Genomic DNA, 25292 nt, shown 5'->3' on the forward strand with positions numbered 1-25292 from the left:
CAACGGCGTCACCGTGAATGAAAGCTGAAGTCGATCTCGCATTTGGGAGCAGTGGGGTGATTTGCGCGGGCGTTACCACCGAGACCTTGCGTTAACCTCAACGGACGGTCGTGGTCAGAATGCGACGCGGGGGCGCGATGTGGCGTGCCGGGGCCGCAGCCGCGCCGCCATCCAGGGTCGCAGGATCGGCAGGCGGGGCATGAAGGCCGAGCCGTCGATGCATTCGAGCGGGCCCGCGCGGTTCAGCGTGTGGATGCGCCGCCCCGGCCAGGCCGGGCCCGCCTCGATGCGGGTCGTGACGGTTTCCTCGTAGTGGTCGGGGTCGAGCCGGTCGATGCGGGCCAGACCGAGTGCCCGCCCGTAGCCGCCCGTGCAGTCCTGGAAGGGGCGCCACAGCGCGCCGTCGCGTTCCACCACGGTGCCGCCGGGCCGCGCCGTCGCGATGTCCACCATGACGGGCCGCAGCCCGTGCTCCTCCCAGGGGCCGAGAAGGCGCGGCGCGTGCCAAAGCCGCAGCGTGTCGGAGAACCCGCCCGCCCCGTCACGCGTCACCGCCATCATCCAGTGGCGGCCGCCATGGCGGAACAGGGTGGCATCGGCCGCCTCGACGCCGCGGATGAGCGTGGCGCAGCGCTCCCACCGGGTCGGAAAATCGATGCAGCGGTAGAGCGGCACCTCGCCCGACAGCGACGCTTCCGGCACCATGTAGAGCGTCCCGTCCTCCACGAGCAGGAAGGGATAGGACAGGTGCCAGGCCTCCTCCAGCACCGGCACGACCGGGCCCGCCTGCCCCTCGGCGATCTCGCAGACCGACACGACCGCCTTGCCGATGCGGTGATCGAAGTCCTCGACGAACATCGCCATGCGCCCCTGCCAGACGATCGGGAAGGGGTCGGCGAAGAAGCGGTGGCCGGGGTCGGGCAGGGTTCGCCAGGCGGGACCCTCGAGGTCGTGCCGCTCGAGCACGCCCGGGCCCTCGTGCAGCCGCCATCCGACGCGCCAGTGCGGCGTATACATGCACAGCTTGTAGGCCGCGTAGGCGGCGTCGCGGGCGAGGGCGCGGGCCAGCACGGCGGCCGGCGCCCGGCCGGAATGGCGGCGCGACGCGTGGAAGGCGAGCGGCTTCGGGCGGCGGGGGGCCGCGATGAGGCTCTCGACGAGCACCAGGGTTCGCGACAGCACGGCATCGAGCCCGCCGGTGAGGCCGCCGCCGTTCTCCGGAGAGGGCTGGCCCGCCGCGAGGGGTTGCCTCGTGAGCCCGTCGAGGATGGCGATCTCCGGCATGGCGCCGGCCAGGAGCGCCGCCACCAGCGCCGCCTCGGAAGGGTCGCCGTCGAACACGGGCCGCAGCACGGCCGGGCCGCCGACGGCCCCGGCGGGCTCGCCGCCCCCCGTCAGGTCGACCACCACGTCCACGGTGGCGCCGGCCGACCACCAGGCCTCGGCGCCGGGGACGACGCGGTCGAACAGCGCGCCGGTGCCAGGCCGCGCCAGGGCGCGCTCGACCATGAGGAGCGCGGCGACGCCGCGCGGCAGGGCGGAAGCCTCGGGGCCGGCGCGGAAACGGACCTCCGCGCCGGGGATCGCCGTCAATCGTTCACGGAGACGCTCCTGCCAGCGCCGAAGGGCATGCCCGCTGACGACGATCGCGATGCGCAAGACGTACCGTCCCCCACGAGTTCGTCGATGAGACGAGCGTAGTCGTCGATCATGGCGTCGACCGGATAGCGCTCGGAGAGGCGCCTGCCCCTGGCGCGCAAGTTGTCCGCCAGGACCGGGTCGGTCAAGATGCTATCGACGGTCCCCGCCAGGGCCTCGGGGTCTTGAACGTCGGCGAAGAGGGCGCAGGGTTCACCGCCGGTTTGCAGAACTTCGCGCAGCACCGGAATGTCGTTGCAGATCACCGGCACCCCGGCCTGGGCGGCTTCCACCGGCGCGAGGCCGAAGGTTTCGGCCGCGCTGGGATGGAGAAAGGCGTCGAGCCCGGCCAGGAACACGCCGATCTCGCCGGGATCGAGTTCGCCGACGAAATGCAGCCGCTCCGTCACGCCGAGCGTCGCGGCCAGCTGTTCCAGGCGATCCCGGTCGCTGCCCTGGCCGGCGATGGTGAGGTGGTAGGCCGGCCGGATGGCGAGCAGGCGGACGGCACAGTCGAGCTGCTTCATCGGGTGGAGCCGCGATGCGCAGCCCAGCAGCGGCACGTCCTGGGGCAGGTTCAGCGCCGCGCGGGCGTCCCGGGCCGGCACGGAGGCGGTCTTGTCCTCGAAGCCGTGGTCGATGTGGCGGATGAGGCGTCGGTACGCGCGGGTGTGGCCGCTGTAGGCCGCCGCGGTCTCGTCCGAGTTGATGACGATGCGGCCGTAGAAGCCGAGCGATCCCAGGACGGCATCGGCCCAGGACACCAGCGGGTGGACCACGGCGCCGGCCGACACCTGGTTGGCGACGACGAAGCGGCACCCGGCGGCCCGCGCCACCGGCGCCCCGATGACGTTGCCGTAGTGCTGGAACGTCAGCACCACGTCGGGGCGTGCCTCGCGCAGCATGCGCCGCAGCCGGACCAGGAAGCCGAGCACCGCCCAAGGCGAGGACGGCCTCGTCCGGCACACCACCCGCGCGTTCTCCACCGCGTCGAAGGAGGCGGTGCGCCGGAAGAAGAAGATCTGCCGCACGGCATGGCCCCGCGCTTCCAGCCCGCGGGCGAGGATGCGGGAAATCTCCTGGGCGCCCGCATTCTCGGCCTGGGTCTGGACGAGGGCGATGCGCAGGGGTCGTCGGGACATGCGGCGGACTCGCGAAAGGATGGGGGCAGGGCGGTCTCGACCCCGCGGCGACGACGGGCCACGGCGAGGCCCTCTATAGACCGGCGCCGCCGACCCGTGTTCGGCCAAGTGGCAGGGCAGTTAACGGCGCGGTCAGACCGCGGCGGTGAGGCGCGACACCAGGGCGGCGATGGCGGCGACCGAGCTGAAGTTCTGCAGCGTGATGTCGGCGGCGGGGATCGCGAGGTCGAACTCGGCCTCGACGCCGAGCATGAGCTCGACCATGTCGATCGACGTCATGCCGAGGCGGCCGAGTTCGGCTTCGGGTGCGATCTGGTGGACCACGTCGTGCTTGGCGAGGACGTCGGACACGACATTGCCGATCCGGGACACGGCCGAAGCCGGAATGCGTTCGAGCATCGTTGCAGTCTCCAAAGGAAGCGACGTGCCTGTCGCATCGCTGCTGCCATGGCGGGAACCTGGATTTGCCGATGTATTTTGTCAAATGCTTTGCATCGGGTCGGACAGGGTCGAAGAAAACTGGTTTATTCCGGTTTTATATTTACTATCGGATCGTAGGGTGCATGTAAAGATTTCGTTCATCACGGCGCCGGTACGCAATCCTTAAGCGTGATTGCGATCGGCGCATGCGTGGAACGGCGATTCATCGTAAAGCCGGGCGGGATTGCTGGGCTGGCTGAAAGGGCGACGCGATGACGATGTTGGACGCATGGCGCGACCAGGGCTCGGGTGCGGAACCGGCCCGGTTCGAGGGCGACATCGCGGGTCGCGGGTCCCTGGCGCAGCGCGCCGACGCCGCCGCGGCCGTCGCCGCCCAGCATGCCGCGGCCGTGGACCGCGACGGCCGCTTCCCGGCCGAGGCGCTGGCAGCCCTCAAGGAAGGGCGGCTGATGGGCATGGCGGTGCCGCGCGCCTTCGGGGGCGAGGGCGCCGACATCGCCGCCGTGGCGGATGCCTGCTTCAGGCTCGGCCGCAGCTGCTCGTCGTCGGCGCTGATCTTCGCCATGCACCAGATCAAGGTCGCCTGCGTGCTGCGCCACGGCGCGGGCTCGCCCTTCCACGATCAAGTCCTGGCCGACATCGCCGCGCATCAGTGGCTGCTGGCCTCGTCCACGACCGAAGGCCTCAACGGCGGCAACGTGCGCAACAGCGCCGCCGCCGTCGAGGCGCTGGAGGACGGCAGCATCGCCCTCGACCGCGATTCCACCGTCATCTCCTACGGGGCCCAGGCCGACGCCATCGTGACGACGGCTCGCCGGGCCGTCGACGCGGTGGGGTCCGACCAGGTGCTGGTGGTGCTGCTGCGCGACCATTACAGGCTCGACCCCGGCCAGAGCTGGGACACGCTCGGCATGCGGGGCACGTGCAGCCGCGGCTTCAAGCTCCACGCCCGCGGGACGGCCGCGCAGGTCCTGCCGGTCGGCTACGACGTGATCCATGCCCGGACCATGACGCCGGTCGCCCACGTGCTGTGGGGCGCGGTGTGGAGCGGCATCGCGACGGCGGCGGTCGAGCGCGCCCAGGGCTTCATCCGCGCCGCGGCCCGCCGGGCCAAGGGACAGCTGCCGCCCGGCGCCGTCCACTACACCCGCGCCCAGACGGCGCTGCGCAGCCTCCGCGCCATGGTGCGGGACGGCGCGACCCGCTACGAGGCGGCGCTCGCCGACGAGACGCTGTTCTCTTCGCTCGACTTCAACGTCGCCCTGAACCTGCTGAAGGTCGAGGCGTCCGAGACGGCGGTCTCCGCCGTGATGAGTTCGCTGCGGGCCTGCGGCCTTTCCGGCTATCGCAACGACGGCGAAAGCAGCATCGGCCGACACCTGCGGGACGTGCTGTCCTCGCCGCTGATGATCAACAACGACCGCATCCTGGCGAGCCTCGCCACGCCGGCCCTGATGAGTGCCGTGCCGACCGGACTCATGGACTGACGCCGGTCCCGACCGACCCCCTTTTTCGCGGAGCCACACCGACATGAACGCGCCATTCCGGACCGAAGCCTCGTTCCAGGAGGTCGACGACCGCCTGACCAGCCTGATGGACGCGCTCTTCCACCCCACCGGCGTGCCCGGCGTCTACGGCCGCAAGGGCGTCTACGAGGGCGTGGTGGAACGCCTCGCCGCCTTCATCTCCGAGGCCCGGGAGGACGGCACCGAGGTGCTGCGCTTCCCGCCCGTCATGAGCCGCCGCACGCTGGAGCGGTCCGGCTACCTCAAGAGCTTCCCCAATCTGCTGGGCTGCATGTGCGCGCTCGGGGGCTCGGACGACGACATCCGCGCCGCCGTCGACACGTTCGAGTCCGGCGGCGACTGGACCGAGGCGCTCGAGGCCGGCGACCTCGTCCTCACCCCGGCGGCCTGTTACCCGGTCTACCCGATCGCGGCGCGGCGCGGCCCCCTGCCGGCGGGCGGGCTGCGCTTCGACGTCGCCAGCGACTGCTTCCGCCGCGAGCCCTCCCACCACGCGGACCGCTTCCAGTCGTTCCGCATGCGCGAATACGTCTGCATCGGTTCGGCGGCCGATGTTTCGGCCTTCCGCGACCGCTGGATGGAGCGCGCCAAGGGCCTCGCCGACCGGCTCGGCCTCAGCTACACGGTGGACCAGGCCAACGACCCGTTCTTCGGCAAGGTCGGCGTGATGATGGCGGTCATGCAGAAGCGCGACGCCCTGAAGTTCGAGCTACTCGTGCCGGTGCGCTCCGCCGAGAAGCCCACCGCCTGCATGAGCTTCAACAACCACAAGGAACATTTCGGCGAGGTTTGGGGCCTGCGCGACGCGGAGGGCGAGGTCGCCCACACCGGTTGCGTGGCCTTCGGCATGGACCGGCTCGCCGTGGCGCTGTTCGCCACCCACGGCGTCGATCCCGCCGCCTGGCCGGCGGCCGTGCGCGACGCCCTGCGCCTCTGAGGCGCGGCCCGGCCGGTCGGTCGAGCGCGAGCCGCCCGCGGCCGTCCCGCCCCCGGCCGGGACGGGGCCGCCGCGGGTCTGGAGGTGAGGCACGACGGAGGCGGCGGAGCGCCCGGGGGCGACGGCCCGTGCCAAGCGAAATGCGACGTCGGGATCCGACGTCGCCATCCGGTCTCTTGGGGACGAAGCCGGACGGTCGCTATGCGGTGTTGCCGGCGTCCACGGTCAGCACCGTGCCGGTGATGTTGCGGGCGGCGTCGCTCATCAGGAAGCCGACGGCAGCGGCGACGTCCTCCACCTCGACCAGCCGCTTCATGGCGCTGCGCTTGGCGATCTGCTCGCGCTGGCCCTCGCCGAGCGTACCGGTGAGCTCCGTCTCGACGAAGCCCGGCGCCACCGCGTTCACCGTGATGCCGGCCCGCCCGACCTCGCGCGCCAGCGACTTGGTGAAGCCCACCAGCGACGCCTTGGTGGCGCCGTAGACCGACAGGCCGTTGTAGCCCGTCGAGGCGATGATCGACGACATGTTGACGACGCGTCCCCGGCCCTCCGCCAGCATGCCCCGGACGGCATATTTGCTCAGCACGATGGGCGACACCGTGTTGAGTCGGATCAGCGCCTCGATCTGCGAATTGTGCATGGTCGCCAGCATGCCCTCGGTGCCGATGCCGGCATTGTTGACGAGGCCGAAGAGCGGGCCGTGCCGGCGGCGCAGGTCCTGCACCATCTCCGGGATGGCGGCGATGTCGGCGAGGTCGAGCGGGACGAAGTGGATCTCGCCCCGGCCCTCCGCCGCTGCGGCCTCGGCCGCGGCCGACAGGGCCTCGCTCGGCCGCCGCGCCACCGCGAGCACGCGGTGGCCGCTGGCCGCGAGAGTCCTGGCGATCCCCAGGCCGAGCCCGCGGCTGCCGCCGGTGACGATGACGTTACGCATTGTGTCGGGCGAGCTTTCCGGCCGGCGTCACGGCCAGCGCATCGGCGAAGCGCAGCAGGACGGGCACTTTGTGGGCGGGCAGCGTGGCGCGGCACAGGTCCAGGATCTCGGCCTTGAGCCCGGCCTGGGCGCGGGCCGCGTCGGTGTCGGGAAAGGTCCGCTCGATCACCACGTCGGCCACCACGATGGCACCCGTGATGGGGTTGCTCTTCGCCTTGACCAGGGACATGCGCACGCCGGCATGCCGGTTGATCACCGCCTCGACCTCCTCCGGATGGACCTTCAGCCCGCCGACGTTGATGACGCCGCTGCGCCGGCCGACGAAATGCATCCGGTCCCCGCGGCGCTCGACGAGATCGTCGGTGTCGACGAAGCCGTCGCGGTCCGCCAGCGCCCGGGCCGTGCCGCCGACGTAGCGGCTGGCCGTGCGGGTCGAACGGATGCGGAGCGAGCCGTCCTCCACCTTCATGGCCACGGCCCCGTCGGCGTCGAGCAAGGCGGCGGGGAAGCCCTCCCGCCCGTCCGTCACCTCGAACCCGACGCCCGCTTCCGTCGACGCGTAGGCGTGGCCGACGGCCACCCCCGGAAAGGCGCGGCGCAGCGAATCCAGCACCGCCTGGTCGGCGATCTCGCCCGACAGCCGCACGACACGCGGGTCGATCGACGCCGTTTCGGGCGTCATGAGGGCGCGGCGCCAGTGGGACGGCGTGCCCGACAGGTGGGTGACGCCCGCGGCCGCGAGCCGCGCCATGTGGTCGGCCATCGGCTCGCCCGCCTGGGACAGCACCATGGAGCCGCCCCCGATGAGCGCCCGCAGCAGGATCTGCAGGCCGCCGTAGCGCCGGATGTCGTAGAAGGTGCCCCAGACCGGGGCCAGGGCGGAAGGGTCGATGGCGCCGATCAGCCCGGCCCGGCTGTGGGCCACCATCTTGGGCAGGCCCGTCGTGCCGGAGGTCAGCAGCACCCATTCGGTGTCACGGACTTCGGCCGCGGCGGCATCGGGCAGCGGCACGCGAGGCCCGGGCACGGCGATCAGCACGTCCGGGCCGAAACCGGGGTGATCCCCGTCGCACAGCACGGCGTCGATGCCGGCGCCCGCCATCACGGCCGGGATGTCGGTGGGCTTCAGGTCCGGCGGCGCCAGGACGATGCGGCGCGCGAGCCCGTCGAGCTCGACCAGGGCCTCGGCGGCCGCGAGCTGGCTTCCGGTGCTGACCAGCACGTTCCGGTCCGCCAGGGCGCCGCGGAGCGCGCCCAGGCCGGTGGTGTCGGCGAGCGCGTCGAGCGTCAGGCGGGTGCCCGGCGCCAGGAGCGCCCGACCCCGACCCCGCTCGGCCTCAAGCAGCCAGCGTCGGAGCGGCTTGGCTGCGTGCTGCATCGTCGTAGAACCGGATGAAATCGCCGAGCGTGACGGGGAAGTAGACGTCGTCCGACAGCGTGAAGGGGTCGAAGCCGACCTCGTCCTCGAGCCGCGTCACCAGGATGGCGAAGCACAGCGAGTCGAGCCCCGACTCCAGCAGCACGAGGTCGTCCGTCAAAGGCCTCAGCGTCTTGCCCTGTTCCGCCGCCACGGCCTCGATCGCCGCGGTGATGACCGACTGCATGTCCATCGGCTATAGTTCCCCCATATCGACAGCGGACAGGCTACCATGCGATGCCGTCCAAACAATGCGAACGGGTCGTCATGGTGAACGATGTGCAACCGCGGGTGCGACGTCGGGAAATCGTGGAGGCGGACCTTCCCGGGGTCGTCGATGCCCTGGTCCGGGGCTTCCCGGGGCGCGACCGGGGGCACTGGGAGCGCGGCCTGCGGCGCATGGGGCAGCGGCCGAGCCTGACGGGGTGCCCACGCTTCGGCTTCCTGCTCGAAGCCGGCTCCGGGCCGGTCGGCGTGTCGCTCATGCTGTATGACGGCGTCGCGGCGGGGGACACGCTCACGCTGCGCTGCAACCTGTCGAGCTGGACGGTGGACCCCGCCTTCCGCATGCAGGCGCCGCTGCTCGTGGCCTCCGCTTTGAAGCGGCGCGACGTGACCTATACCAACATCTCCCCGGCGCCCCACACCTGGGCCACCATCGAGGCCCAGGGGTTCTCGACCTATGCCGTCGGCCAATATGTGGTTCTGCCGCTGCTGGCCCGCGCCCGCGAGCGGGTCCGCGTCCGGCGCGACGCCGCGGCGTGGCGGGACCTGCCCGAGGCCGGGCTGCTCGCCGACCATGCGGGCTACGGCTGCCACGTCCTCACGGTCGAGGCCGCCGACGGGCTGCACCCCTTCGTGTTCCTGCCCTTCCAGGCCCGGTCGGGCCGCGTGCCGCTCCCCCTCATGCAGCTGATCTTCTGCCGCGACATCGCCGCCGTGTCGCGCTTCGCCGCCGCCCTCGGCGCCGCCCTGGCGACGCGCGGCAGCCTCGGGCTGGTGATGGACGCCCCGCCGGAGCCCGGCGGGCCGCCGGTCCTGCGCCACGTCCGGCGCGGGCGCCGCTACTTCCGCGGCCCCAACCCGCCGCGCCTCGGCGACCTCAGCTATACCGAGCGGGTGATCTTCGGCGCGTGAGCGTCCGGGGATAAAGGCACCGGTGCCCGAACCGACGAGAACGCTCGCAGTCCTGTCCGAGGGCATTCGGGCACAGGCTCGGCACATCTCCCCAATTCGAGGCTTCCATGACCAGCATCGGCATCCTCGAGACCGGCCTGCCGCCGACCGATCTCGCGGCGCGCTTCGGCCGCTACGACGCCATGGTGCGCCGCATGCTGGGCGACCGCTACCGCTACCGCACCTACACGGCCCGCAGCGGCGAACTCCCGACCCGGCCCGAGGACCACGACGCCTACCTCGTCACCGGCTCGTCGGCCGGCGCCTACGAGGCCCTGCCGTGGATCCCCCCGCTCGAAGCCTTCATCAGGTCCGCCCAGGGCCGCGCCCGGATGGTCGGCCTGTGCTTCGGTCACCAGATCATGGCGCAGGCCCTGGGCGGCCGCGTGGAGAAGAGCGACAAGGGCTGGGGCCTGGGACTGCACCGCTACGCCGTGACGCGCGCCGAGCCCTGGATGGCGGGCGATGCCGGTGACGCCGCCCGGGACCTCGCCGTCGCGGCCTCCCACCAGGACCAGGTGGTGGTGGCGCCGGACGGCGCCACCGTGCTCGCCGCCAGCGGCTTCACGCCCCATGCGGCGCTGCTCTACGCGGGCGGGCAGGCCCTGTCGTTCCAGTTCCATCCCGAGTTCGAACGCGGCATGGCGGAAGCCCTGGTGGAACTGCGGCGGCCCCACCTGCCGGACGGCGCGGCGGACCGCATGCTGGCGAGCCTCGCCGCGCCGAGCGACGCGCCGCGCGTCGCCGGCTGGATCCGGGCCTTCCTCGATCGGCCCTGAGACCTGGCGGATGAAGGTTCAAGCCATCCACCGATGCCGAGCCGTGCGGCCCGGGCCGTCTCGCCTCAGGCGTGGGCGAAGTCCCAGTAGAGCTGCCGCGCCCGCGCCGCGACGGGGCCGGGCTGGAGCATGCGGTCGTCGACGCGGGTGACGGGCACGACCTTCGAGAAGTTGCCCGAGGTGAAGACCTCGTCGGCGGCGGCGACGTCGGCATAGTCCATCGTGGCTTCCACCACGGTCAGCCCGGCGCCCCGCAGCAGGCCGATGACCCGTGCCCGCGTGATGCCGGCCAGGAAGGTGCCGTTGGGGGCGGGCGTGAAGACGGTGCCGTCCTTGACGGTGAAGAGGTTGGCGTTGGCGAGTTCGGCCACGTGGCCGAGCCCGTCGCGCATCACGCAATTGTCGAAGCCGCGCCGCTTGGCTTCCGCCAGCGCGCGGGCGCCGTTGGGGTAGAGGCAGCCCGCCTTGGCCTCGACCGGCGCCGTCTCGGGCGTCGGGCGCCGGAAGGGCGACAGCGTGATGGCGAGCCCGGCGGGCCGGGGCATGGGGGCCTCGTAGACGCTGAGGCACCAGCGCGTCGTGGCGGGGTCGAACAGCACGCCGCCGCCATAGCCGCCCTCGGCCCAGTACATGGGGCGGATGTAGAGCGCGGGCGTCGCCCCGAAGCGCGCCACCCCGGCACGGGCCAGCTCCGCCCAGGTCTCGGCCGGCACGACGGGGTCGAGCCCGAAGGCCTCGGCGGAGGCGTTGATGCGGCGGCAGTGGAGGTCGAGGTCCGGCGTCACGCCCTCGAAGGCGCGCGCGCCGTCGAAGACCGACGAGGCCATCCAGGCGCCGTGGGTCCGCACCCCCATCATGGGCACGTTGCCCTCGTGCCAGGTTCCGTCGAGGAAGGTCCAGGTTGGCGAATGCATTGGGCGGCTCCCGCGCGCGACCGAGGCCGGCAGCCTAGGGACGAAGCGTCACCGAAGCCTCAACCCCGGCCGGGCTCGATCTCGCTCAGCATCGGCTGGCGCCGCAGCACCGCGCCGCGGCCCCGCACCACGACCCGCCACAGCGCGAAGGCCGCGAGGGCGCCGTGCGTCACGGCATTCTGCACGAAGAGCGCCGCCGCGCCGTAGCGCGCCATTAGGGCGGAGGCCAGGACCGGCGCCAGGATCGCGCCGACGCAGTACAGGAACAGGATGCCCGACGAGACCGTGACGGCATGGGCCGGCCCCGCCCGGTCGTTGGCATGCGACACCGCCAGCGTGTAGAGCACCATGGTGGTGGCGCCCACCGCGAAGCCGAGCCCGCACACGAGGCCGTAGGGCAGCGTCGACCCCAGCGCCAGGGCCACCTCGGCGAGGGCCCCCACGGCCGAGAAACCGATCAGCACGAGGCGCCGGTCGGCGCGGTCGGAGAAGCGGCCCACCGGATAGAGGGCCAGTGCCGTCCCGATGATGACGGCCGTGATGAACCCCGCGACGCCGCCGGAAGCGAAGCCGAGGCTCAGGCCGTAGACCGGCGCCAGCGCCCAGAACGAGCCGTTGGCGCAGCCGATCGCGAAGGAGGCGACGGCGGCGACCGGGGCCGTCCGGATCAGCCAGGGCAGGCGCAGGCTGACGGTGCGGGGCTTGGGCGGCGGCTCGGCCTGGGTGAAGGCCATGGGCAGCATGGCCAGGGCGAAGAGGCCCGCCGTGATGGAGAACAGCGTCGCCGAATGGGGGTCGATGACGGCCAGCATCTCCTGCCCGGCGGCCGTCGCCCCGTAGGTGACGACCTGGTAGGTGGCGTAGATGCGCCCGCGGTTGGCGTTGTCGGACTTGTCGCTCAGCCACGCCTCGATCACGGCATAGAAGCCCGAGAAGACGAAGCCGAGCCCGTAGCGCAGCCCGACCCAGACGGCGGGGTGGACGGCCGCCGGGTAGATCAGCGTCAGGATCACGGCGCCGGCCACGAAGGCCGCGAAGGCCCTGATGTAGCCGGCGCGGGCGATGAGGCCCGGGGCCGCCAGCGTGCCCGCCAGCATGCCGGCGAAATAGGCCGAGCCGAGCAGGCCGAGGGCCAGGTCGGGGAACCCTTCCAGCTTGCCGCGCAACGGCACCAGCGTGTTGATGAGCCCGTTGCCGGCGATCAGCACCAGGACGGAGGACAGGAGGGCGGCGATGGAGGAGACGGCGGCGGACATCGGCCTGCTGGGGTCGGGGAGGCGCGGCCGCGTGGGGCCGGGGGCAGGGGCGAGGATCGCCCGGCCCGGCCCGTCTTGCGTCCTTCAAGGCGGCGGAAACATGTTGGTGGGCGAACGGATCGCGCCGCCCGCGGGCTTTTCCCCCAAGTGTGGATTCCGGGCCGCGGTCTGGGCGGCCCGGCGGGAAGCCGTGCAGGAGCCTGTGCGGGCGGGGCTGGCGCCGCGGCGTCAGGGCCCGTCACCGTCCCGCAGGTGCGCCCCGACGCCCTCCGACACCATGGCGGATCCCGCGTCGACGTCCGGGTCGAGGGCGTTGGGGCACGCGCCCTCAGTCGAAGAACTCGACCACGCCGTCGTCGAGGTCGTATCGCGCCCCCACGATCTTGAGGCGGCCCAGGCGCTGGGGCTCCTGCAGCATCTGTTCGGTGGTGCGCAGCCGCGCGACGACGCGGGCGACGTTGTGGCGGACGGCGCGGTCGAGGACGTCCCCGTCGCCCTCGCGCCGGGCGCGCAGCACGGCCGGCAGGATGGGTTCGATCATCTGGCCGATGCTGCCGGGATAGTCCGTGTCGCGTTCGACGACGTTGAGCGCCGCCTGCACGGCGCCGCAGCGCTCGTGCCCCAGCACCACGACCAGCGGCGCCCCGAGCACGGCCACGCCGTATTCGATGCTGCCCATGGCGGCGAGGTCGACGACGTTGCCGGCATTGCGGACGATGAAGAGGTCGCCGAGGCTGCGGCCGAACAGCAGTTCCGGCGACACGCGGCTGTCCGAACAGCCGACCAGCACGCAGAAGGGCCGCTGCTCCTGCGCCAGGGCCGCCCGGCGTTCCGCGCCGAGGAGGTGGGGGCGGACGGTCCCGCCCTCGACGAACTGACGGTTGCCCTCCTTGAGGAGGGCGAGGGCTTCGTCGGGGGACAGGTGGGTCCCCGCCGGGGCAGTGAATGTCGCCATGGCCTTCGCTCCAGATCCGCGCCGGGCTGCGGACGGGCCCGCCGCCCCCTTCGCGCCGATATACCTCGTGCCGGTCCGGGTGAAAACCAGGTCCCGACACCGCCGGCCGGCGGGCCGATGACCGGAGGCGGCTGTGGATTCGCGTCAGCGCTGGTGTATAAGCGCCCGCTCGAAGGATGAAGCGAAAGGCCGCTGGCGCCTGGACATCGGCGCCGCGGGAGGTGGGTCATGGTTGACGATCGCAAGCTGTTCGCGGGCGGCGCCCAGGCGGACTGGTCCCCTGCGAGCTGGCGCTCGAAGCCGGTGGAACAGTCCCCGGTCTATCCCGACGCCGGCGCCCTCGCGGCCGTGGAGGCGCAGCTCGCCGGCTTCCCGCCCCTCGTCTTCGCCGGCGAGGCGCGCAAGCTCAAGCGCTCGCTCGGTGCCGTCGCCCGGGGCGAAGCCTTCCTGCTGCAGGGCGGGGACTGCGCCGAGGCCTTCGCCGAACACGCCGCCGATACCATCCGCGACTCGTTCCGCGTGTTCCTCCAGATGGCCCTGGTGCTGACCTTCGCCGGGGCCGTGCCGGTCGTGAAGGTGGGGCGCATCGCGGGGCAGTTCGCCAAGCCGCGCTCGGCACCGACCGAGACGGTGGACGGGGTGGAACTGCCGAGCTACCGCGGCGACATCGTCAACGACATCGCCTTCGAGGCCGCCGCCCGGGTGCCGGACCCGAAGCGCCAGCTCGACGCCTATCGCCAGTCCGCCGCCACGCTGAATCTGCTGCGCGCCTTCGCGGGCGGCGGCTACGCCAACCTCGAGAACGCCCATCGCTGGATGCTGGGCTTCGTGGCCGACAGCCCGCAATCGTCGCGCTATGCGGCGGTGGCGGACCGGCTGACCGAAAGCCTCGAGTTCATGCGGGCCATCGGGCTCGACGCCGAGCACCATCCGGAGCTGCGCCAGACGGAGTTCTACACCTCGCACGAGGCGCTGCTGCTCGGCTACGAACAGGCCCTGGCGCGCGTCGATTCGACCTCGGGCGACAGCTACGCCACCTCGGGCCACATGATCTGGATCGGCGACCGCACCCGCCAGCCGGACGGTGCCCACGTGGAGTTCTTTCGCGGGGTCAAGAACCCCATCGGCCTGAAATGCGGCCCGTCGATGACGGCCGACGGCCTGCTGCGCCTGGTCGACCTGCTCAACCCGGCCGACGAGGCGGGGCGCCTGACGCTGATCTGCCGCTTCGGTGCCGACAAGGTCGGCGATCACCTGCCGGCGCTGGTGCGGGCGGTGGAGCGCGAAGGCCGGACGGTCGTGTGGTCCTGCGACCCCATGCACGGCAACACCATCAAGGCGTCGAGCGGCTACAAGACCCGGCCCTTCGACCGCATCATGGGCGAGATCCGCGGCTTCTTCGACGTGCACGCGGCCGAGGGCACCGTGCCGGGCGGCATCCACCTCGAGATGACGGGCAAGAACGTGACGGAATGCACGGGCGGGGCCCGCGCCATCTCCGACACCGACCTGCACGACCGCTACCACACCTATTGCGATCCGCGCCTCAATGCCGAGCAGTCGATCGAGGTGGCGTTCCTGGTCGCCGAGCTGCTGAAGGCTGGGCGCCGGGGCCGCACCACGCTGCCGCGGGCCGACGCCGCCGAGTGAGACGGCGGCACGCCGCCCCCGCGGCGGCGTGCCGTCAGCCGACTTCGGCCGTCAGCCGACTTTGGCCTCTTCTTCCTTCACCGTCATGGAATTGCCGCGCCAGACGAAGTCGTCGGTGAGCAGTGCCGTGGTGAACAGGAACGGCAGGAGGCAGTCCCGCAGCAGCCAGATGAAGGGGGACGCCCAGGTCAGGCGCCAGCCCGCCGACCAGGCCAGGACGGCTTCGGCCGCCATCCACACCGCCGCCACCGCCAAACCCGCCAGCACCGGGTCGTAGCCGTAGGCCGCGGCCGCGAAGGCGGCGGCGAGCGAGGGGAACAGGCAGCCCACGAAGACTTCCAGCAGGAAGAAGGGCAGGAAGGTCACGCGCCGCAGCCGCGCCCACCGGAGCTGACGCCCCCAGACCTCGGCGAAGGTCCTGCGGCCGAGCGGCTGCTCGAAAGGATTGTCGGCGAGCCCCACCTTGAGCCCCTGGCGCCGTACCAGCTTGGTGGCGGCGGCGTCCTCGGCGATCTCGGCCCCCAGCGCCTCGATGGAGCCGTGGCCGTCGAGCACCGGCCGGTGCCACAGCATGGACTTGCCCTGGGCGAAGCCGAATCCGATGGCTTCGGCGGCATATTGCCAGCGCGCCTGGAGGGTGTTGAGGAAGCCGCATTCGACCTCGGCCCAGAAGCTCTGCGGCCGCGAGCCGATCGGCGTCGAGCAGACGAGGCCGGTGTCGGGCCGGTAGCGCTTGAGCAGGCGCTGGATGTAGTCGGGCGGCATCAGGACGTTGGAATCCGCCATGATGATCCAGTCATGGGCGGCGCCGTGCCAGCCCTTGACGCAATTGTTGAGCTTGGGGTTGGCGCTGATGTCGTCGCGCCCGACGAGGATGCGGCTCTGGACGTGCGGATGCGCGGCGATGAGGCGACGGATCAGCGGCAGGACCGGGTCGTCCGCCTCCTCGCAGCAGAAGATCAGCTCGTAATGCGGGTAGTCGAGCCGGAAGCTCGAGCCGAGCGTCTCCTCCTCGAAATTGTCCATGCCGCACACGGGGCGCATGAGGCTGACCGGGGGAGCGTCGTGGGGAACCGGGAAGGCTTCGGGGATCTTGCGGCAGCGATAGGCCGCGACACCGGTGCTGAACAGCTGCGCGCCCGTCATCAGAACCGAAAAACCCGCCGCGCATTCGGCTACCGTCATGATCGACCTTCCCTGCCGCCCCTGTCGCCCGCTCCCGGCGCCGCGATCCCATGTCCCGGCCCGGGAAAACCCGCGGTCGCCCCGCAGGTTGCCTGCCCGAATCGAGGCGGCAAGTCCAGCCGATGGGCACGGAAGCTCCGCGGCGGCGACGTCGTGTTGCCGCAGAAACACGGGAACTGCGACGATCCGTCAGCGAGCGGTGGCGAAAACCGGGCGACATCGCGGCGGGCCGCGTTCATCGACGGTGCAGACTTTCCGGGCTAATCAACCCCGATCCGCGTGGCACGCCGCCGCCGCGGACCGCTCGATCCCAAGGGGTGAGGACATGCTCAAGACCATCAGGCTCGCGGCCGCCGCCGCCGTCATCATCGCCGCCCTGCCGTTGTCGGCCGAAGCCTTCCCGGTCGCCACCGCGCCGGTGGCCGGCCCCGATGCCGGCGTGACCCTCGTCGCCGGCGGCTGCGGCCCCGGCTTCCACCGCGGCCCGCTCCTCGGCTGCCGCCCGAACGGGTTCCGCCGGCCCTTCGTGCGCCCGTTGGTCCGCCCCTTCGTGCGCCGCCCGTTCTGCCGCACGGTGCTGCTGCCGCTGCCGCACCGCGTTTGCCGCTGAACGGCAGTTTCGTTAACCACGTCGGACGGCGCGCGCTCGAGGGCGCGCGCCTTGCCTTGATCTAGAACAAAACAAGAACGAAAATGCTTCGGCCCGAGGAGGCCGGAGGATCATTCCATGTTGCGACGCTTGGCGGCCGATGCCGTCGAACTCCTGGCCCTGGCGGCCTTCCTGTGCTGCGTCGCCATGCTGGCGCATTGGCCCTGAGGCGGGCCGCCATGCCGCTGTGCACGGACCGCCACCGCCCCTCGACTCGCGGCTCCGGCCGGCGCATGGAATGCCGCTCGACGACGCGAGGGGGCTCACAGTGACGACGACCACCGGGCCCGGCTTCGTTCACCTGCACGTCCACACGTCCTTCTCGCTGCGCGAGGGGGCGCTGACCATCGCCAAGCTGACGAAGCTGGCCGTGGCCGACGCCATGCCGGCGCTCGCCATCACCGACACCAACAACCTCTTCGGCGCGCTCGAATTCTCCGAGAAGCTGTCGAAGGAGGGCGTTCAGCCCATCACCGGCATCCAGCTGACGGTCGACTTCGGCGACGGCGCCCTGTTCGGCCGCGACGTGGCGCGCAACGCCCGCGGCGCCGTGGTGATCCTGGCGGCGAGCGAGGTCGGCTACACCAACCTGATGCGCCTGGCGTCCGAAGCTTATACGCGGCCCGAGCCCGGGGACGAGCCGCACATCGCCCTCGACCGTCTGGACCTCGGCACGGAAGGTCTGATCCTGCTCACGGGCGGGCCCAACGGCGCCATCGACCGCGTGCTGGCCTTGGGCAAGCCGGAGCCGGCGGCGGCCCGCCTCGACCGGCTGGTCGCGCTCTTCGGCGACAGCGACGTCTACGTCGAGCTGCAGCGCCACGGCCTGCCGGAGGAGAAGCGCATCGAGGGCCAGCTTCTCGATCTCGCCTATGGCCGGCGCCTGCGCCTCGTCGCCACCAACGAGCCCTTCTTCGCCGCCACGTCGGACCACGAGGCGCATGACGCGCTGATCTGCATCGCGGAAGGGCAGGTGCTGGGCACGCCCGACCGACGTCAGCTGTCGCCGGAGCACCGCTTCCGGACGCGGGCCGAGATGGTGGCGCTCTTCGCCGACCTGCCGGAGGCGACCGCCAACACGGTCGAGATCGCGCGCCGCTGTTCCTACCGGCCGCGCACCCGCAAGCCCATCCTGCCCAATTACACCGCCCCCGACGGGACCGTGCTCGACGCCGAGGCGGCGCTGCGCGAGCAGGCCGCCACGGGCCTCGCGGCGCGGCTCGCCGCCCATGGCCCGGCCCCGGGCTTCGCCGAGGACGACTACGACCAGCGCCTCGCCTTCGAGCTCGACGTCATCTCGAAGATGAAGTTCCCCGGCTACTTCCTCATCGTGTCGGACTTCATCAAATGGGCCAAGGCCCACGACATCCCGGTCGGGCCGGGCCGCGGCTCGGGCGCGGGATCGCTCGTCGCCTATGCCCTCACCGTGACGGACCTCGACCCGATGCGCTTCGGGCTGCTGTTCGAGCGCTTCCTGAACCCCGAGCGCATCTCGATGCCGGATTTCGACATCGACTTCTGCCAGACGCGGCGCGAGGAGGTGATACAATACGTCCGCCACCGCTACGGGCTCGACCGCGTGGCGCAGATCGTGACGTTCGGGTCCTTCCTGGCGCGCGGCGTGCTGCGCAACGTCGGGCGCGTGCTGGAGATGCCGCTCGGCCAGGTCGACAAGCTGGCCAAGCTCGTCCCCCAGAACCCCGCCAACCCCGTCACGCTGGCCCAGGCCATCGAGGGCGAGCCGCGGCTGCAGGAAGCCGCCGCCGAGGACGAGAAGGTCGAGAAGCTCCTCGCCATCTCGCGGACGCTGGAGGGGCTCTATTCCAACGCCTCGACCCACGCCGCCGGCATCGTCATCGGCGACCGGCCCCTGCACGAGCTCGTGCCCCTGTACAAGGACCCCAAGTCCGACATGCCGGCGACCCAGTTCAACATGAAATGGGTGGAGCCGGCCGGCCTCGTGAAGTTCGACTTCCTCGGCCTGAAGACGCTGACGGTGATCGACGTGTGCCTGAAGCTCATCGCGCAGCGCGGCATCAGGCTCGACATCTCCAAGATCCCGCTCGACGACGCGCCCTCCTACGCCATGCTGGGCCGGGGCGAGACCGTCGGGGTGTTCCAGGTGGAATCGGTCGGCATGCGCAAGGCGCTGGCCGAGATGAAGGCGGACCGGCTCGAGGACATCATCGCGCTCGTCGCCCTCTACCGGCCCGGGCCCATGGCCAACATCCCGGTCTATTGCGCCCGCAAGCTCGGCGAGGAGGTGCCGGAATACCCGCATCCGAAGCTCGAGCCCGTGCTGAAGGAAACCTTCGGCGTCATCATCTACCAGGAGCAGGTGATGCAGGCCGCGCAGGTCCTGTCGGGATATTCGCTCGGCGAGGCCGACATGCTCCGCCGCGCCATGGGCAAGAAGATCAAGGCCGAGATGGACGCCCAGCGCGTCCGCTTCGTCGACGGCGCCGTCGAGCGCGACGTCCCCCGGGCCAAGGCCGACGAGATCTTCGACCTCCTGGCGAAGTTCGCCGACTACGGCTTCAACAAGAGCCACGCCGCCGCCTACGCGCTGATCTCCTACCAGACCGCCTTCCTCAAGGCGAACTACCCGGTCGAGTTCCTGGCCGCCTCGATGACGCTCGACAAGGCCAATACCGACAAGCTGTCCGAATTCCGCCAGGAAGCGCAGCGGCTGAAGATCACGGTCGAGCCGCCGTCGGTGAACCTGTCGGGCGTCGACTTCGAGGTCGATGCCGAGAAGCGCACCATCCGCTACGCGCTGTCCGCCGTGAAGGGTGCGGGCGAGGGCCAGGTGGCGGCGCTGGTGCGGGCGCGGGGCGGCAAGCCCTTCGCCGGCCTCGGCGACTTCGCGGCCCGCATCAACCCGCGGGAGGTCAACAAGAAGGTGCTGGAAAGCCTCGCCGCCGCCGGGGCCTTCGACGAGCTGGAGGAGGACCGCGCCGTGGTGTTCGGCGGCATCGAGACCATGATGGCGGAGGCCAACCGCATCCACGGCGAGCGCCAGGCGGGGCAGAGCGCGCTGTTCGGCGGCGCCGACGAGGTCCCCACGCTGCGCCTCGACCGGACCCGGTCCTGGCCGGCCGCGCAGCGGCTGAAGCGCGAGTTCGACGCCATCGGCTTCTTCCTGTCGGGCCACCCGCTCGACGATTACGGCCGCGTGCTGGACCGGTTGAAGGTGGAACGGTGGGCGAACTTCGCCCGCGCCGTGAAGGCCGGCGCGTCCGGCGCCCGGCTCGCCGCCACCGTGCTCGACCGCAACGAGCGCCGCACGAAATCCGGCAACAAGATCGGCATCGTCAACCTGTCCGATCCGACGGGCCAATACGAGGCCATCATGTTCCAGGAAACGCTGAACACCTACCGGGACCTGTTCGAGAAGGGCAATGCCGTGCTGCTCGACGTGCAGGCCAGCGCGGAGGGCGACGAGGTCCGGGTGCGGATCGTCAAGGCCGAGGGGCTGGAACAGGCCGCCTGCCGCATCGGCAAGGGCCTGCGCATCCACCTGCGCGACGCCGGGCCGATCGGCGCCATCGCATCGACGCTGACGCGGCGCGGCGATGGCGAAGTCTGCTTCCGGGTGCCGTCCGACGGCGGCCGGCGCGAGGTGGAGGTGAAGCTGCGCGAGCGCTTCGCCGTGTCGCCCGAAGTCGCCAATGCCCTCCGGGTGCTGGCCGGGGTGACGCAGGTCGAGAACCTGTAGGGCAGGCCGGGCGGCTTCAGCCGCGCATCACGGCGCCGGTCGCGAGATAGCGGTCCCGCACCCAGCCGCGGGTGCCGCGGCGTTCGACGCGGCACCAGCCGCCCTTGGCGAGCTTGCGGCAGCCCAGCGTGACGACCCGCAGGGCCCCGGACTTGAGATAGCCGACCTTCGGGGAGGCGGGATCGGGGGCGCGGTGCATCCAGGCGACGTGGCCCGGCGCGACGGCGATCACGCGCCGGTAGGTGGCGGCCTCGGCGGGGCTGGCCCCGAGCGGGGCCAAGATCGGGGCCAGGAGCAGGGCGAGGGCGGCGAGGCGGGGCAGGGCGTTCGGCAGGCGCATGGCGATCTCGGCCTCTGTCGTGGGCGGAATGCCGACGATCCCCTCCCCAACGTGACGCCGGGCGGCTAGGTTCAGAGCCGCGCCGGTGCCGCGGGCTCGACCTCCGGGAGATTGCGGGTCGGCAGCCCCGACGACGCCGTCGGACCCGCTCCCGCGTCGCCGCCCGCGTGAATGCACCCCACCACCGAACGCCGAGCCAGGATCCGAATGGTGCCGCCCCTCGACGAAGACAGCCTGATCGCCCGCTTCTTCGCCCCCATCGCGGGGCCGGGCGGGCTCGGGCTGAAGGACGATGCGGCCGTCGTGGTGCCGCCGCCCGGACAGGACCTCGTCGTCACGGTCGACGCGTTGGTGGCGGGCGGGCATTTCTTCGCCGAGGATCCGCCCGCCAGCATCGCCCGCAAGGCCCTGCGGGTGAACCTGTCCGACCTCGCCGCCAAGGGCGCGGAGCCGCTCGGCTTCACGCTGGCGCTGGCGCTGCCGGCCGGCTGGACCGCCGACTGGCTGCAGGACTTCGCGCGGGGGCTCGGCGAGGACGCGGCCGGGTTCGCCTGCCCGCTGCTCGGCGGCGACACCGTGAAGGCTGCCGGCGCCCTGACCCTGTCGATCACGGCCTTCGGCGCCGTGCCGGCCGGCCGCATGGTGCCGCGCACCGGAGCCCGCGCAGGCGACCGGCTCTACGTGTCGGGCACCATCGGCGATGCCGCGCTCGGGCTGCAGCTGCGGCTCGGCCGCGGCGCCGCAGCGCCCGGGAACGAGCACCTCCTCGACCGCTACCTCCATCCGCAGCCGCGCCTGGCCCTGCGCGACGCGCTGCGCCGGCACGCTTCGGGCGCCATGGACGTTTCCGATGGGCTGGTGGGGGACCTCGCCAAGATGATGCGGGCGTCCGGCGCCTCGGCCGAGGTGGACCTCGCGGCGGTTCCGCTGTCGCCCGCGGCGCGGCGCGCCTGTGACGGGGACGCGGCGGCCTTCGACATCGCCGTGACGGGCGGTGACGATTACGAGATCCTGGCGAGCGTGCCCGAGGGCGAGGCCGAGGCCTACGAGGCGGCGGCGGCGGCGGCGGGCGTGCCGGTGGCGGCCATCGGCCGAGTGGTCGCCGGCTCGGGGCCGGCGCTGTTCCGCGACCGCGGCGGCACGCCGAAGGCGTTCGCGCGCGGCTCCTTCAGCCATTTCTGAGCGTCAGGGCAGGCCGGAGGCGAGGCCGCGGCCGACCGTGACGTCGAAGGCAAGGGTGGTGTTGCCGGTGAGCGCATAGGCGAAGCCGGCCCCGACCCGGGGCGCGGCATAAAGGTTGCCGGCGCCGTTCATCAGGTCGTTGACACTGTCCGTGGTGCCGCCGACGAGGCCCGGCCCAACGACGGGCCTGGCGACGAGCAGCCCCGCCGTGACGAAGGGCGTGACGCGGCCCATCGGATAGCCGACCTGCGCGCTGGCCTCGCCGAAATCGAATCCCTTGAGGCCCGGCCGGCCCCAGACCGACGGCGTGTAGCCGGTCGTGCCCTGGAGGCCGAGCAGCATGCCGTTGGACAGGACGCGGTCGTAGCCGGCGTAGACGTAGCCGCCGATGCCGCCCTTGATGCCTCGGCCGCCGACGCCGACGATTTCGGAGCCGATGTAGAGCCCGTGGTAGATCGACTCCGGCACCTGCGGGTCGAGCGCCATGCCGGGCAGGGGGGCGGCGGCCGTCGCGGCGAGGGACGGCGTCGTGGCCGGGGGCGGCACGGCGATCAGCAGCGGCAGGGGTTCGGCGGCCCGGGCCGCCGCGGGGATACCCGCCGCCAGAACTGCCGCCAGCATCAGCGCGCGCCTCATCGTCGAACACTCCGACACGTCATGGAGCTTCAGCTTTGCCCGGGGTGCTGGGCGGAAGCAAGGCCGGCCGGGGGAGCCGGCTTGCCCTGACACTAGGCAGCGGCGACACTTCGTTCCGATCCGAAGCGTCCCGGGACCCCGTCATGCGATTCGTTGCCCTCGCGCTGCTCACAGTTCTCGCCGCCCCGCTCCCGACCCGGGCGGCCGAGCCCGAGCCCTATATTTTCGACGTGCTGGCGCTGCAGCCCTACAAGGGCAACTTCGCCCGGCTGGTGAAGCCAAAGACGGTCCCGGACTGGGTCAAGGCCATCTCGGTGCAGGGGGCGGGCACGGCCGGTCCCATGAAGACCGTAAATGTCGGAGGCACGCCCTACCGCCTCGACCGGGTGTGCCGGGTGGATGCCTGCGCGGACAACAGGATCGACGTGCTCTGGGCGCCGCGTGGGGCCCGGGTCTGGGCCGCGCTGGTCGAGGACGGCCAGCCGCCCGTGATGCTGGGCGAACCCAAGGGCCCACAGGCCAAGGCATTGGAAACGGCGGCGGCGGCGGCTCCGGCCCAAGCCACTGCGGCTCCGGCCATGCCCGCCACCCCTGCAGCTCCAACCGCGCCCGCGGCTCCGGCCTCGCCTGCCGTCACCGTGGCTCCAGTCGCGCCCGCCGCCCCTGCGGCTCCTCCGGCGGCGCCCGCCGCCCCTGCGGCTCCGGCGACGCCCGAGCCCGTTCAGGCCACCCCAGCGGCGCCGAAGTAGCGCGATTCGGCTACTCCGCCGCCTCCGCCACGGCCGCCGCCTTTATGGGGCGGCGCAGGTCGGGCGCCACCGCTTCCTCGACGAGGGCCGCCAGCACGGCCTCGGCCGTGCCGGAGGTCTGGTTCGGCGAGCCGAGCCGGCGCATCGAGACGGTGCGCTCGGCGGCCTCCTTGCGGCCGGCGACGAGCAGCACGGGAATCTTGGCCAGCGAATGCTCGCGGACCTTGTAGTTGATCTTCTCGTTGCGCAGGTCGCCCTCGACGCGCAGGCCCATGCGGCGCGCCTCGGCGATCAGCTCCAGCGCGTAGTCGTCGGCTTCCTCGGTGATGGTCGCCACCACCACCTGCACGGGCGACAGCCACAGCGGCATGTGGCCGGCGAAATGCTCGATCAGGATGCCGGTGAAGCGCTCCAGCGAGCCGAACATGGCCCGGTGCAGCATGACGGGCGTCACCTTCTCGCTGCTCGGCCCGATGTAGAAGGCGCCGAACCGGCCCGGCAGGTTGAAATCCACCTGCAGCGTGCCGCATTGCCAGTCGCGGCCGATGGCGTCGCGCAGCACGTATTCGAGCTTCGGCCCGTAGAAGGCGCCCTCGCCGGGGTTGACCGACGTCGGGATGCCGCGCGCCGCGACGTTCTCGATCACCCGGCCGAGCGCCTCCTCGGCCTTGTCCCACACCTCGTCCGAGCCGACCCGCTTCTCGGGCCGCGTCGACAGCTTGATGGTCACGTCGTCGAAGCCGAAATCGGCGTAGATGGAGAGGATCAGGTCGTTAACCTTGATGCACTCGGCCATGATCTGCTCGTCGGTGCAGAAGATGTGGGCGTCGTCCTGCGTGAAGGCTCGCACCCGCATGACGCCGTGCAGGGCACCGGACGGCTCGTAGCGGTGGACGGTGCCGAATTCGGCGACCTTGAGCGGCAGGTCGCGGTAGCTCTTCAGGCCGTTCTTGAAGATCTGCACGTGGCCCGGGCAGTTCATCGGCTTCAGGGCGAAGACGCGCTCGTCCTCGGTCGTCGTCACGAACATGTTGTCGCGGTAGGTCTGCCAATGGCCCGACGTTTCCCAGAGGGAGCGGTCGAGGATCATCGGGGTATTGACCTCGATGTAGCCGGCCTGCTCCTGGCGACGGCGCATGTAGCCGATCAGCGTCTGGAACAGGCTCCAGCCCTTCGGGTGCCAGAAGATCGTGCCGGGACCTTCCTCCTGGAAGTGGAACAGGTCCATCTCGCGGCCGAGGCGGCGGTGGTCGCGCCGGGCCGCCTCCTCCAGGCGCTTGAGGTGGGCGTCGAGGTCGTCCTGCTTGGCGAAGGCGGTGCCGTAGATGCGCGACAGCATGGGGTTGTTCGAGTCGCCGCGCCAATAGGCGCCCGCCACCTTCATCAGCTTGAAGGCCGTGCCGACCTTGCCGGTGGACGTCATGTGGGGGCCGCGGCAAAGGTCGATCCACTCGCCCTGGCGGTACATCTTGAGGTCCTGGTCGGCCGGGATGGCGTCGACCAGCTCCACCTTGAAGGCTTCGCCGCGCGTCTCGAAGAAGGCCTTCGCCTCGTCGCGGCTCCACACCTCCTTGGTGAAGGGGCGGTCGCGCGCCACGATCTCGCGCATGCGCTTCTCGATCGCGGCGAAGTCGTCCGGCGTGAACGGCGTGTCGCGGAAGAAGTCGTAGTAGAAGCCGTCCTCGATCACCGGGCCGATCGTCACCTGGGTGCCGGGGAACAGCTCCTGCACGGCCTCGGCCAGCACGTGGGCGGCGTCGTGGCGGATCAGCGTCAGGGCGCGGGGGTCGTCCCGGTTCAGGAACTCGACCGCGCTATCGCCGTCGATCGGGTCGGACAGGTCCACCACGACGCCGTCGCGGGCCAGCGCCACGGTCCGCTTGGCCAGCGAGGGCGAGATCGCCTTGGCGACGTCGAGACCGCTCGTGCCGGCGGGGTACTGGCGCGTGGCGCCGTCGGGAAACGTGAGGGTGATCAAGGCCGTGCTCCTCGAAGCTCAGTCGCCGAAACAGGTCGGCGTAAGCGGGGGCACCGGGCGGGCGGAGGCCCGGCGCGGGAGCCAGACGCG

Annotated in this window: 22 protein-coding genes; 9 read left to right on the forward strand and 13 right to left on the reverse strand. The window is 71.7% G+C overall.

Annotated features, from left to right (window positions below):
* Positions 1-114: 114 nt before the first annotated feature.
* The 3 genes from D3272_RS21130 to D3272_RS21140 all read right to left on the reverse strand — a co-directional run bounded on the left by D3272_RS21130 (position 115) and on the right by D3272_RS21140 (position 3179).
* Positions 115-1593 carry a glucosamine inositolphosphorylceramide transferase family protein gene (locus D3272_RS21130; protein ID WP_129221196.1) on the reverse strand — a complete coding sequence of 493 codons (1479 nt, stop codon included), beginning with the start codon at positions 1591-1593 and terminating at the stop codon, positions 115-117.
* Entirely contained in the window at positions 1590-2780 is a 1191-nt protein-coding gene (locus tag D3272_RS21135; protein WP_245496710.1) for a glycosyltransferase family 4 protein, read from the reverse strand. Before D3272_RS21135 ends, D3272_RS21130 begins: the two co-directional genes overlap by 4 nt.
* Positions 2781-2912: 132 nt before the next feature.
* Positions 2913-3179, reverse strand: a complete 267-nt coding sequence (locus tag D3272_RS21140) for a phosphopantetheine-binding protein (RefSeq protein ID WP_129221197.1) — start codon at positions 3177-3179, stop codon at positions 2913-2915.
* Positions 3180-3472: 293 nt separating this feature from the next.
* Between D3272_RS21140 and D3272_RS21145 the strand changes: the two genes are divergently transcribed.
* Together D3272_RS21145 and D3272_RS21150 are read left to right on the forward strand one after the other, a co-directional pair.
* Positions 3473-4708: an acyl-CoA dehydrogenase family protein gene (locus D3272_RS21145; RefSeq protein ID WP_245496711.1), complete on the forward strand. Its 1236-nt coding sequence runs from the start codon at positions 3473-3475 to the stop codon at positions 4706-4708.
* A gap of 43 nt (positions 4709-4751) precedes the next feature.
* Positions 4752-5684: an amino acid--[acyl-carrier-protein] ligase gene (locus D3272_RS21150; protein WP_129221198.1), complete on the forward strand. Its 933-nt coding sequence runs from the start codon at positions 4752-4754 to the stop codon at positions 5682-5684.
* Positions 5685-5883: 199 nt separating this feature from the next.
* On the opposite strand, the gene D3272_RS21155 is transcribed toward D3272_RS21150, so the two are convergent.
* Genes D3272_RS21155 through D3272_RS21165 form a run of 3 tightly spaced genes read right to left on the reverse strand, consistent with a single transcriptional unit; the run spans position 5884 to position 8228 of the window.
* The gene (locus tag D3272_RS21155) at positions 5884-6618 is read right to left on the reverse strand and encodes an SDR family NAD(P)-dependent oxidoreductase (RefSeq protein WP_129221199.1); all 735 of its coding nucleotides are present in this window, start codon (positions 6616-6618) and stop codon (positions 5884-5886) included.
* Complete coding sequence (locus tag D3272_RS21160; protein ID WP_129221200.1) at positions 6611-7996, reverse strand: AMP-binding protein; 1386 nt, start codon at positions 7994-7996, stop codon at positions 6611-6613. Before D3272_RS21160 ends, D3272_RS21155 begins: the two co-directional genes overlap by 8 nt.
* Positions 7956-8228 (reverse strand): acyl carrier protein, encoded by a 273-nt coding sequence (locus tag D3272_RS21165; RefSeq protein WP_129221201.1) that lies wholly within the window; start codon positions 8226-8228, stop codon positions 7956-7958. Before D3272_RS21165 ends, D3272_RS21160 begins: the two co-directional genes overlap by 41 nt.
* A 98-nt stretch (positions 8229-8326) precedes the next feature.
* On the opposite strand from D3272_RS21165, the gene D3272_RS21170 reads away from it, so the two are divergent.
* Together D3272_RS21170 and D3272_RS21175 are read left to right on the forward strand one after the other, a co-directional pair.
* The gene (locus tag D3272_RS21170; RefSeq protein ID WP_129221202.1) at positions 8327-9172 is read left to right on the forward strand and encodes a hypothetical protein; all 846 of its coding nucleotides are present in this window, start codon (positions 8327-8329) and stop codon (positions 9170-9172) included.
* 107 nt (positions 9173-9279) lie between these two features.
* Positions 9280-9990 (forward strand): glutamine amidotransferase-related protein, encoded by a 711-nt coding sequence (locus tag D3272_RS21175; protein ID WP_129221203.1) that lies wholly within the window; start codon positions 9280-9282, stop codon positions 9988-9990.
* Between the two features lie 65 nt (positions 9991-10055).
* Here the strand turns inward: D3272_RS21175 and D3272_RS21180 are convergent, their stop codons facing one another.
* The 3 genes from D3272_RS21180 to D3272_RS21190 all read right to left on the reverse strand — a co-directional run bounded on the left by D3272_RS21180 (position 10056) and on the right by D3272_RS21190 (position 13115).
* Positions 10056-10904, reverse strand: a complete 849-nt coding sequence (locus tag D3272_RS21180) for a branched-chain amino acid aminotransferase (protein WP_129221204.1) — start codon at positions 10902-10904, stop codon at positions 10056-10058.
* 59 nt (positions 10905-10963) lie between these two features.
* A complete protein-coding gene (locus tag D3272_RS21185; RefSeq protein ID WP_129221205.1) occupies positions 10964-12160 on the reverse strand; it encodes an MFS transporter in 1197 nt (398 codons plus the stop codon).
* A gap of 328 nt (positions 12161-12488) precedes the next feature.
* A complete protein-coding gene (locus D3272_RS21190; protein ID WP_129221206.1) occupies positions 12489-13115 on the reverse strand; it encodes a carbonic anhydrase in 627 nt (208 codons plus the stop codon).
* A gap of 228 nt (positions 13116-13343) precedes the next feature.
* On the opposite strand from D3272_RS21190, the gene D3272_RS21195 reads away from it, so the two are divergent.
* Positions 13344-14765 (forward strand): class II 3-deoxy-7-phosphoheptulonate synthase, encoded by a 1422-nt coding sequence (locus tag D3272_RS21195; RefSeq protein WP_129221207.1) that lies wholly within the window; start codon positions 13344-13346, stop codon positions 14763-14765.
* Positions 14766-14816: 51 nt separating this feature from the next.
* Here the strand turns inward: D3272_RS21195 and D3272_RS21200 are convergent, their stop codons facing one another.
* A complete protein-coding gene (locus tag D3272_RS21200; RefSeq protein ID WP_129221208.1) occupies positions 14817-15950 on the reverse strand; it encodes a ceramide glucosyltransferase in 1134 nt (377 codons plus the stop codon).
* A gap of 325 nt (positions 15951-16275) precedes the next feature.
* Here D3272_RS21200 and D3272_RS21205 point away from each other — a divergent pair, with 325 nt between their 5' ends.
* Positions 16276-16560: a GCG_CRPN prefix-to-repeats domain-containing protein gene (locus tag D3272_RS21205; RefSeq protein WP_129221209.1), complete on the forward strand. Its 285-nt coding sequence runs from the start codon at positions 16276-16278 to the stop codon at positions 16558-16560.
* 277 nt (positions 16561-16837) lie between these two features.
* Entirely contained in the window at positions 16838-20317 is a 3480-nt protein-coding gene (gene dnaE, locus D3272_RS21210) for a DNA polymerase III subunit alpha (RefSeq protein WP_129221210.1), read from the forward strand.
* A gap of 16 nt (positions 20318-20333) precedes the next feature.
* Here dnaE and D3272_RS21215 read toward each other — a convergent pair whose 3' ends face one another.
* Positions 20334-20657: an SH3 domain-containing protein gene (locus tag D3272_RS21215; RefSeq protein ID WP_129221211.1), complete on the reverse strand. Its 324-nt coding sequence runs from the start codon at positions 20655-20657 to the stop codon at positions 20334-20336.
* A gap of 207 nt (positions 20658-20864) precedes the next feature.
* Between D3272_RS21215 and thiL the strand changes: the two genes are divergently transcribed.
* The gene (thiL, locus tag D3272_RS21220; protein ID WP_129221212.1) at positions 20865-21839 is read left to right on the forward strand and encodes a thiamine-phosphate kinase; all 975 of its coding nucleotides are present in this window, start codon (positions 20865-20867) and stop codon (positions 21837-21839) included.
* Between the two features lie 3 nt (positions 21840-21842).
* Here thiL and D3272_RS21225 read toward each other — a convergent pair whose 3' ends face one another.
* Complete coding sequence (locus D3272_RS21225; protein WP_129221213.1) at positions 21843-22475, reverse strand: outer membrane protein; 633 nt, start codon at positions 22473-22475, stop codon at positions 21843-21845.
* Between the two features lie 143 nt (positions 22476-22618).
* Between D3272_RS21225 and D3272_RS21230 the strand changes: the two genes are divergently transcribed.
* Positions 22619-23224 (forward strand): Ivy family c-type lysozyme inhibitor, encoded by a 606-nt coding sequence (locus tag D3272_RS21230; RefSeq protein WP_129221214.1) that lies wholly within the window; start codon positions 22619-22621, stop codon positions 23222-23224.
* A 10-nt stretch (positions 23225-23234) separates the two neighbouring features.
* Here D3272_RS21230 and thrS read toward each other — a convergent pair whose 3' ends face one another.
* Complete coding sequence (gene thrS, locus D3272_RS21235) at positions 23235-25202, reverse strand: threonine--tRNA ligase (RefSeq protein ID WP_129221215.1); 1968 nt, start codon at positions 25200-25202, stop codon at positions 23235-23237.
* Positions 25203-25292: the final 90 nt, after the last annotated feature.

Origin of the sequence: Lichenibacterium ramalinae, from assembly GCF_004137085.1 — a bacterium.
GTDB lineage: Bacteria > Pseudomonadota > Alphaproteobacteria > Rhizobiales > Beijerinckiaceae > Lichenihabitans > Lichenihabitans ramalinae.

Excerpts from the sequence above, each read along its gene's own strand:
- D3272_RS21135 (WP_245496710.1), bottom strand. The coding sequence starts at position 2,780 with ATGTCCCGACGACCCCTGCGCATCGCCCTCGTCCAGACCCAGGCCGAG.
- D3272_RS21140 (WP_129221197.1), bottom strand. The coding sequence starts at position 3,179 with ATGCTCGAACGCATTCCGGCTTCGGCCGTGTCCCGGATCGGCAATGTC.
- D3272_RS21145 (WP_245496711.1), top strand. The coding sequence starts at position 3,473 with ATGACGATGTTGGACGCATGGCGCGACCAGGGCTCGGGTGCGGAACCG.
- D3272_RS21150 (WP_129221198.1), top strand. The coding sequence starts at position 4,752 with ATGAACGCGCCATTCCGGACCGAAGCCTCGTTCCAGGAGGTCGACGAC.
- D3272_RS21155 (WP_129221199.1), bottom strand. The coding sequence starts at position 6,618 with ATGCGTAACGTCATCGTCACCGGCGGCAGCCGCGGGCTCGGCCTGGGG.
- D3272_RS21160 (WP_129221200.1), bottom strand. The coding sequence starts at position 7,996 with ATGCAGCACGCAGCCAAGCCGCTCCGACGCTGGCTGCTTGAGGCCGAG.
- D3272_RS21165 (WP_129221201.1), bottom strand. The coding sequence starts at position 8,228 with ATGGACATGCAGTCGGTCATCACCGCGGCGATCGAGGCCGTGGCGGCG.
- D3272_RS21175 (WP_129221203.1), top strand. The coding sequence starts at position 9,280 with ATGACCAGCATCGGCATCCTCGAGACCGGCCTGCCGCCGACCGATCTC.
- D3272_RS21180 (WP_129221204.1), bottom strand. The coding sequence starts at position 10,904 with ATGCATTCGCCAACCTGGACCTTCCTCGACGGAACCTGGCACGAGGGC.
- D3272_RS21185 (WP_129221205.1), bottom strand. The coding sequence starts at position 12,160 with ATGTCCGCCGCCGTCTCCTCCATCGCCGCCCTCCTGTCCTCCGTCCTG.
- D3272_RS21190 (WP_129221206.1), bottom strand. The coding sequence starts at position 13,115 with ATGGCGACATTCACTGCCCCGGCGGGGACCCACCTGTCCCCCGACGAA.
- D3272_RS21195 (WP_129221207.1), top strand. The coding sequence starts at position 13,344 with ATGGTTGACGATCGCAAGCTGTTCGCGGGCGGCGCCCAGGCGGACTGG.
- D3272_RS21200 (WP_129221208.1), bottom strand. The coding sequence starts at position 15,950 with ATGACGGTAGCCGAATGCGCGGCGGGTTTTTCGGTTCTGATGACGGGC.
- D3272_RS21205 (WP_129221209.1), top strand. The coding sequence starts at position 16,276 with ATGCTCAAGACCATCAGGCTCGCGGCCGCCGCCGCCGTCATCATCGCC.
- dnaE (WP_129221210.1), top strand. The coding sequence starts at position 16,838 with ATGCCGCTCGACGACGCGAGGGGGCTCACAGTGACGACGACCACCGGG.
- D3272_RS21215 (WP_129221211.1), bottom strand. The coding sequence starts at position 20,657 with ATGCGCCTGCCGAACGCCCTGCCCCGCCTCGCCGCCCTCGCCCTGCTC.
- thiL (WP_129221212.1), top strand. The coding sequence starts at position 20,865 with ATGGTGCCGCCCCTCGACGAAGACAGCCTGATCGCCCGCTTCTTCGCC.
- D3272_RS21225 (WP_129221213.1), bottom strand. The coding sequence starts at position 22,475 with ATGAGGCGCGCGCTGATGCTGGCGGCAGTTCTGGCGGCGGGTATCCCC.
- D3272_RS21230 (WP_129221214.1), top strand. The coding sequence starts at position 22,619 with ATGCGATTCGTTGCCCTCGCGCTGCTCACAGTTCTCGCCGCCCCGCTC.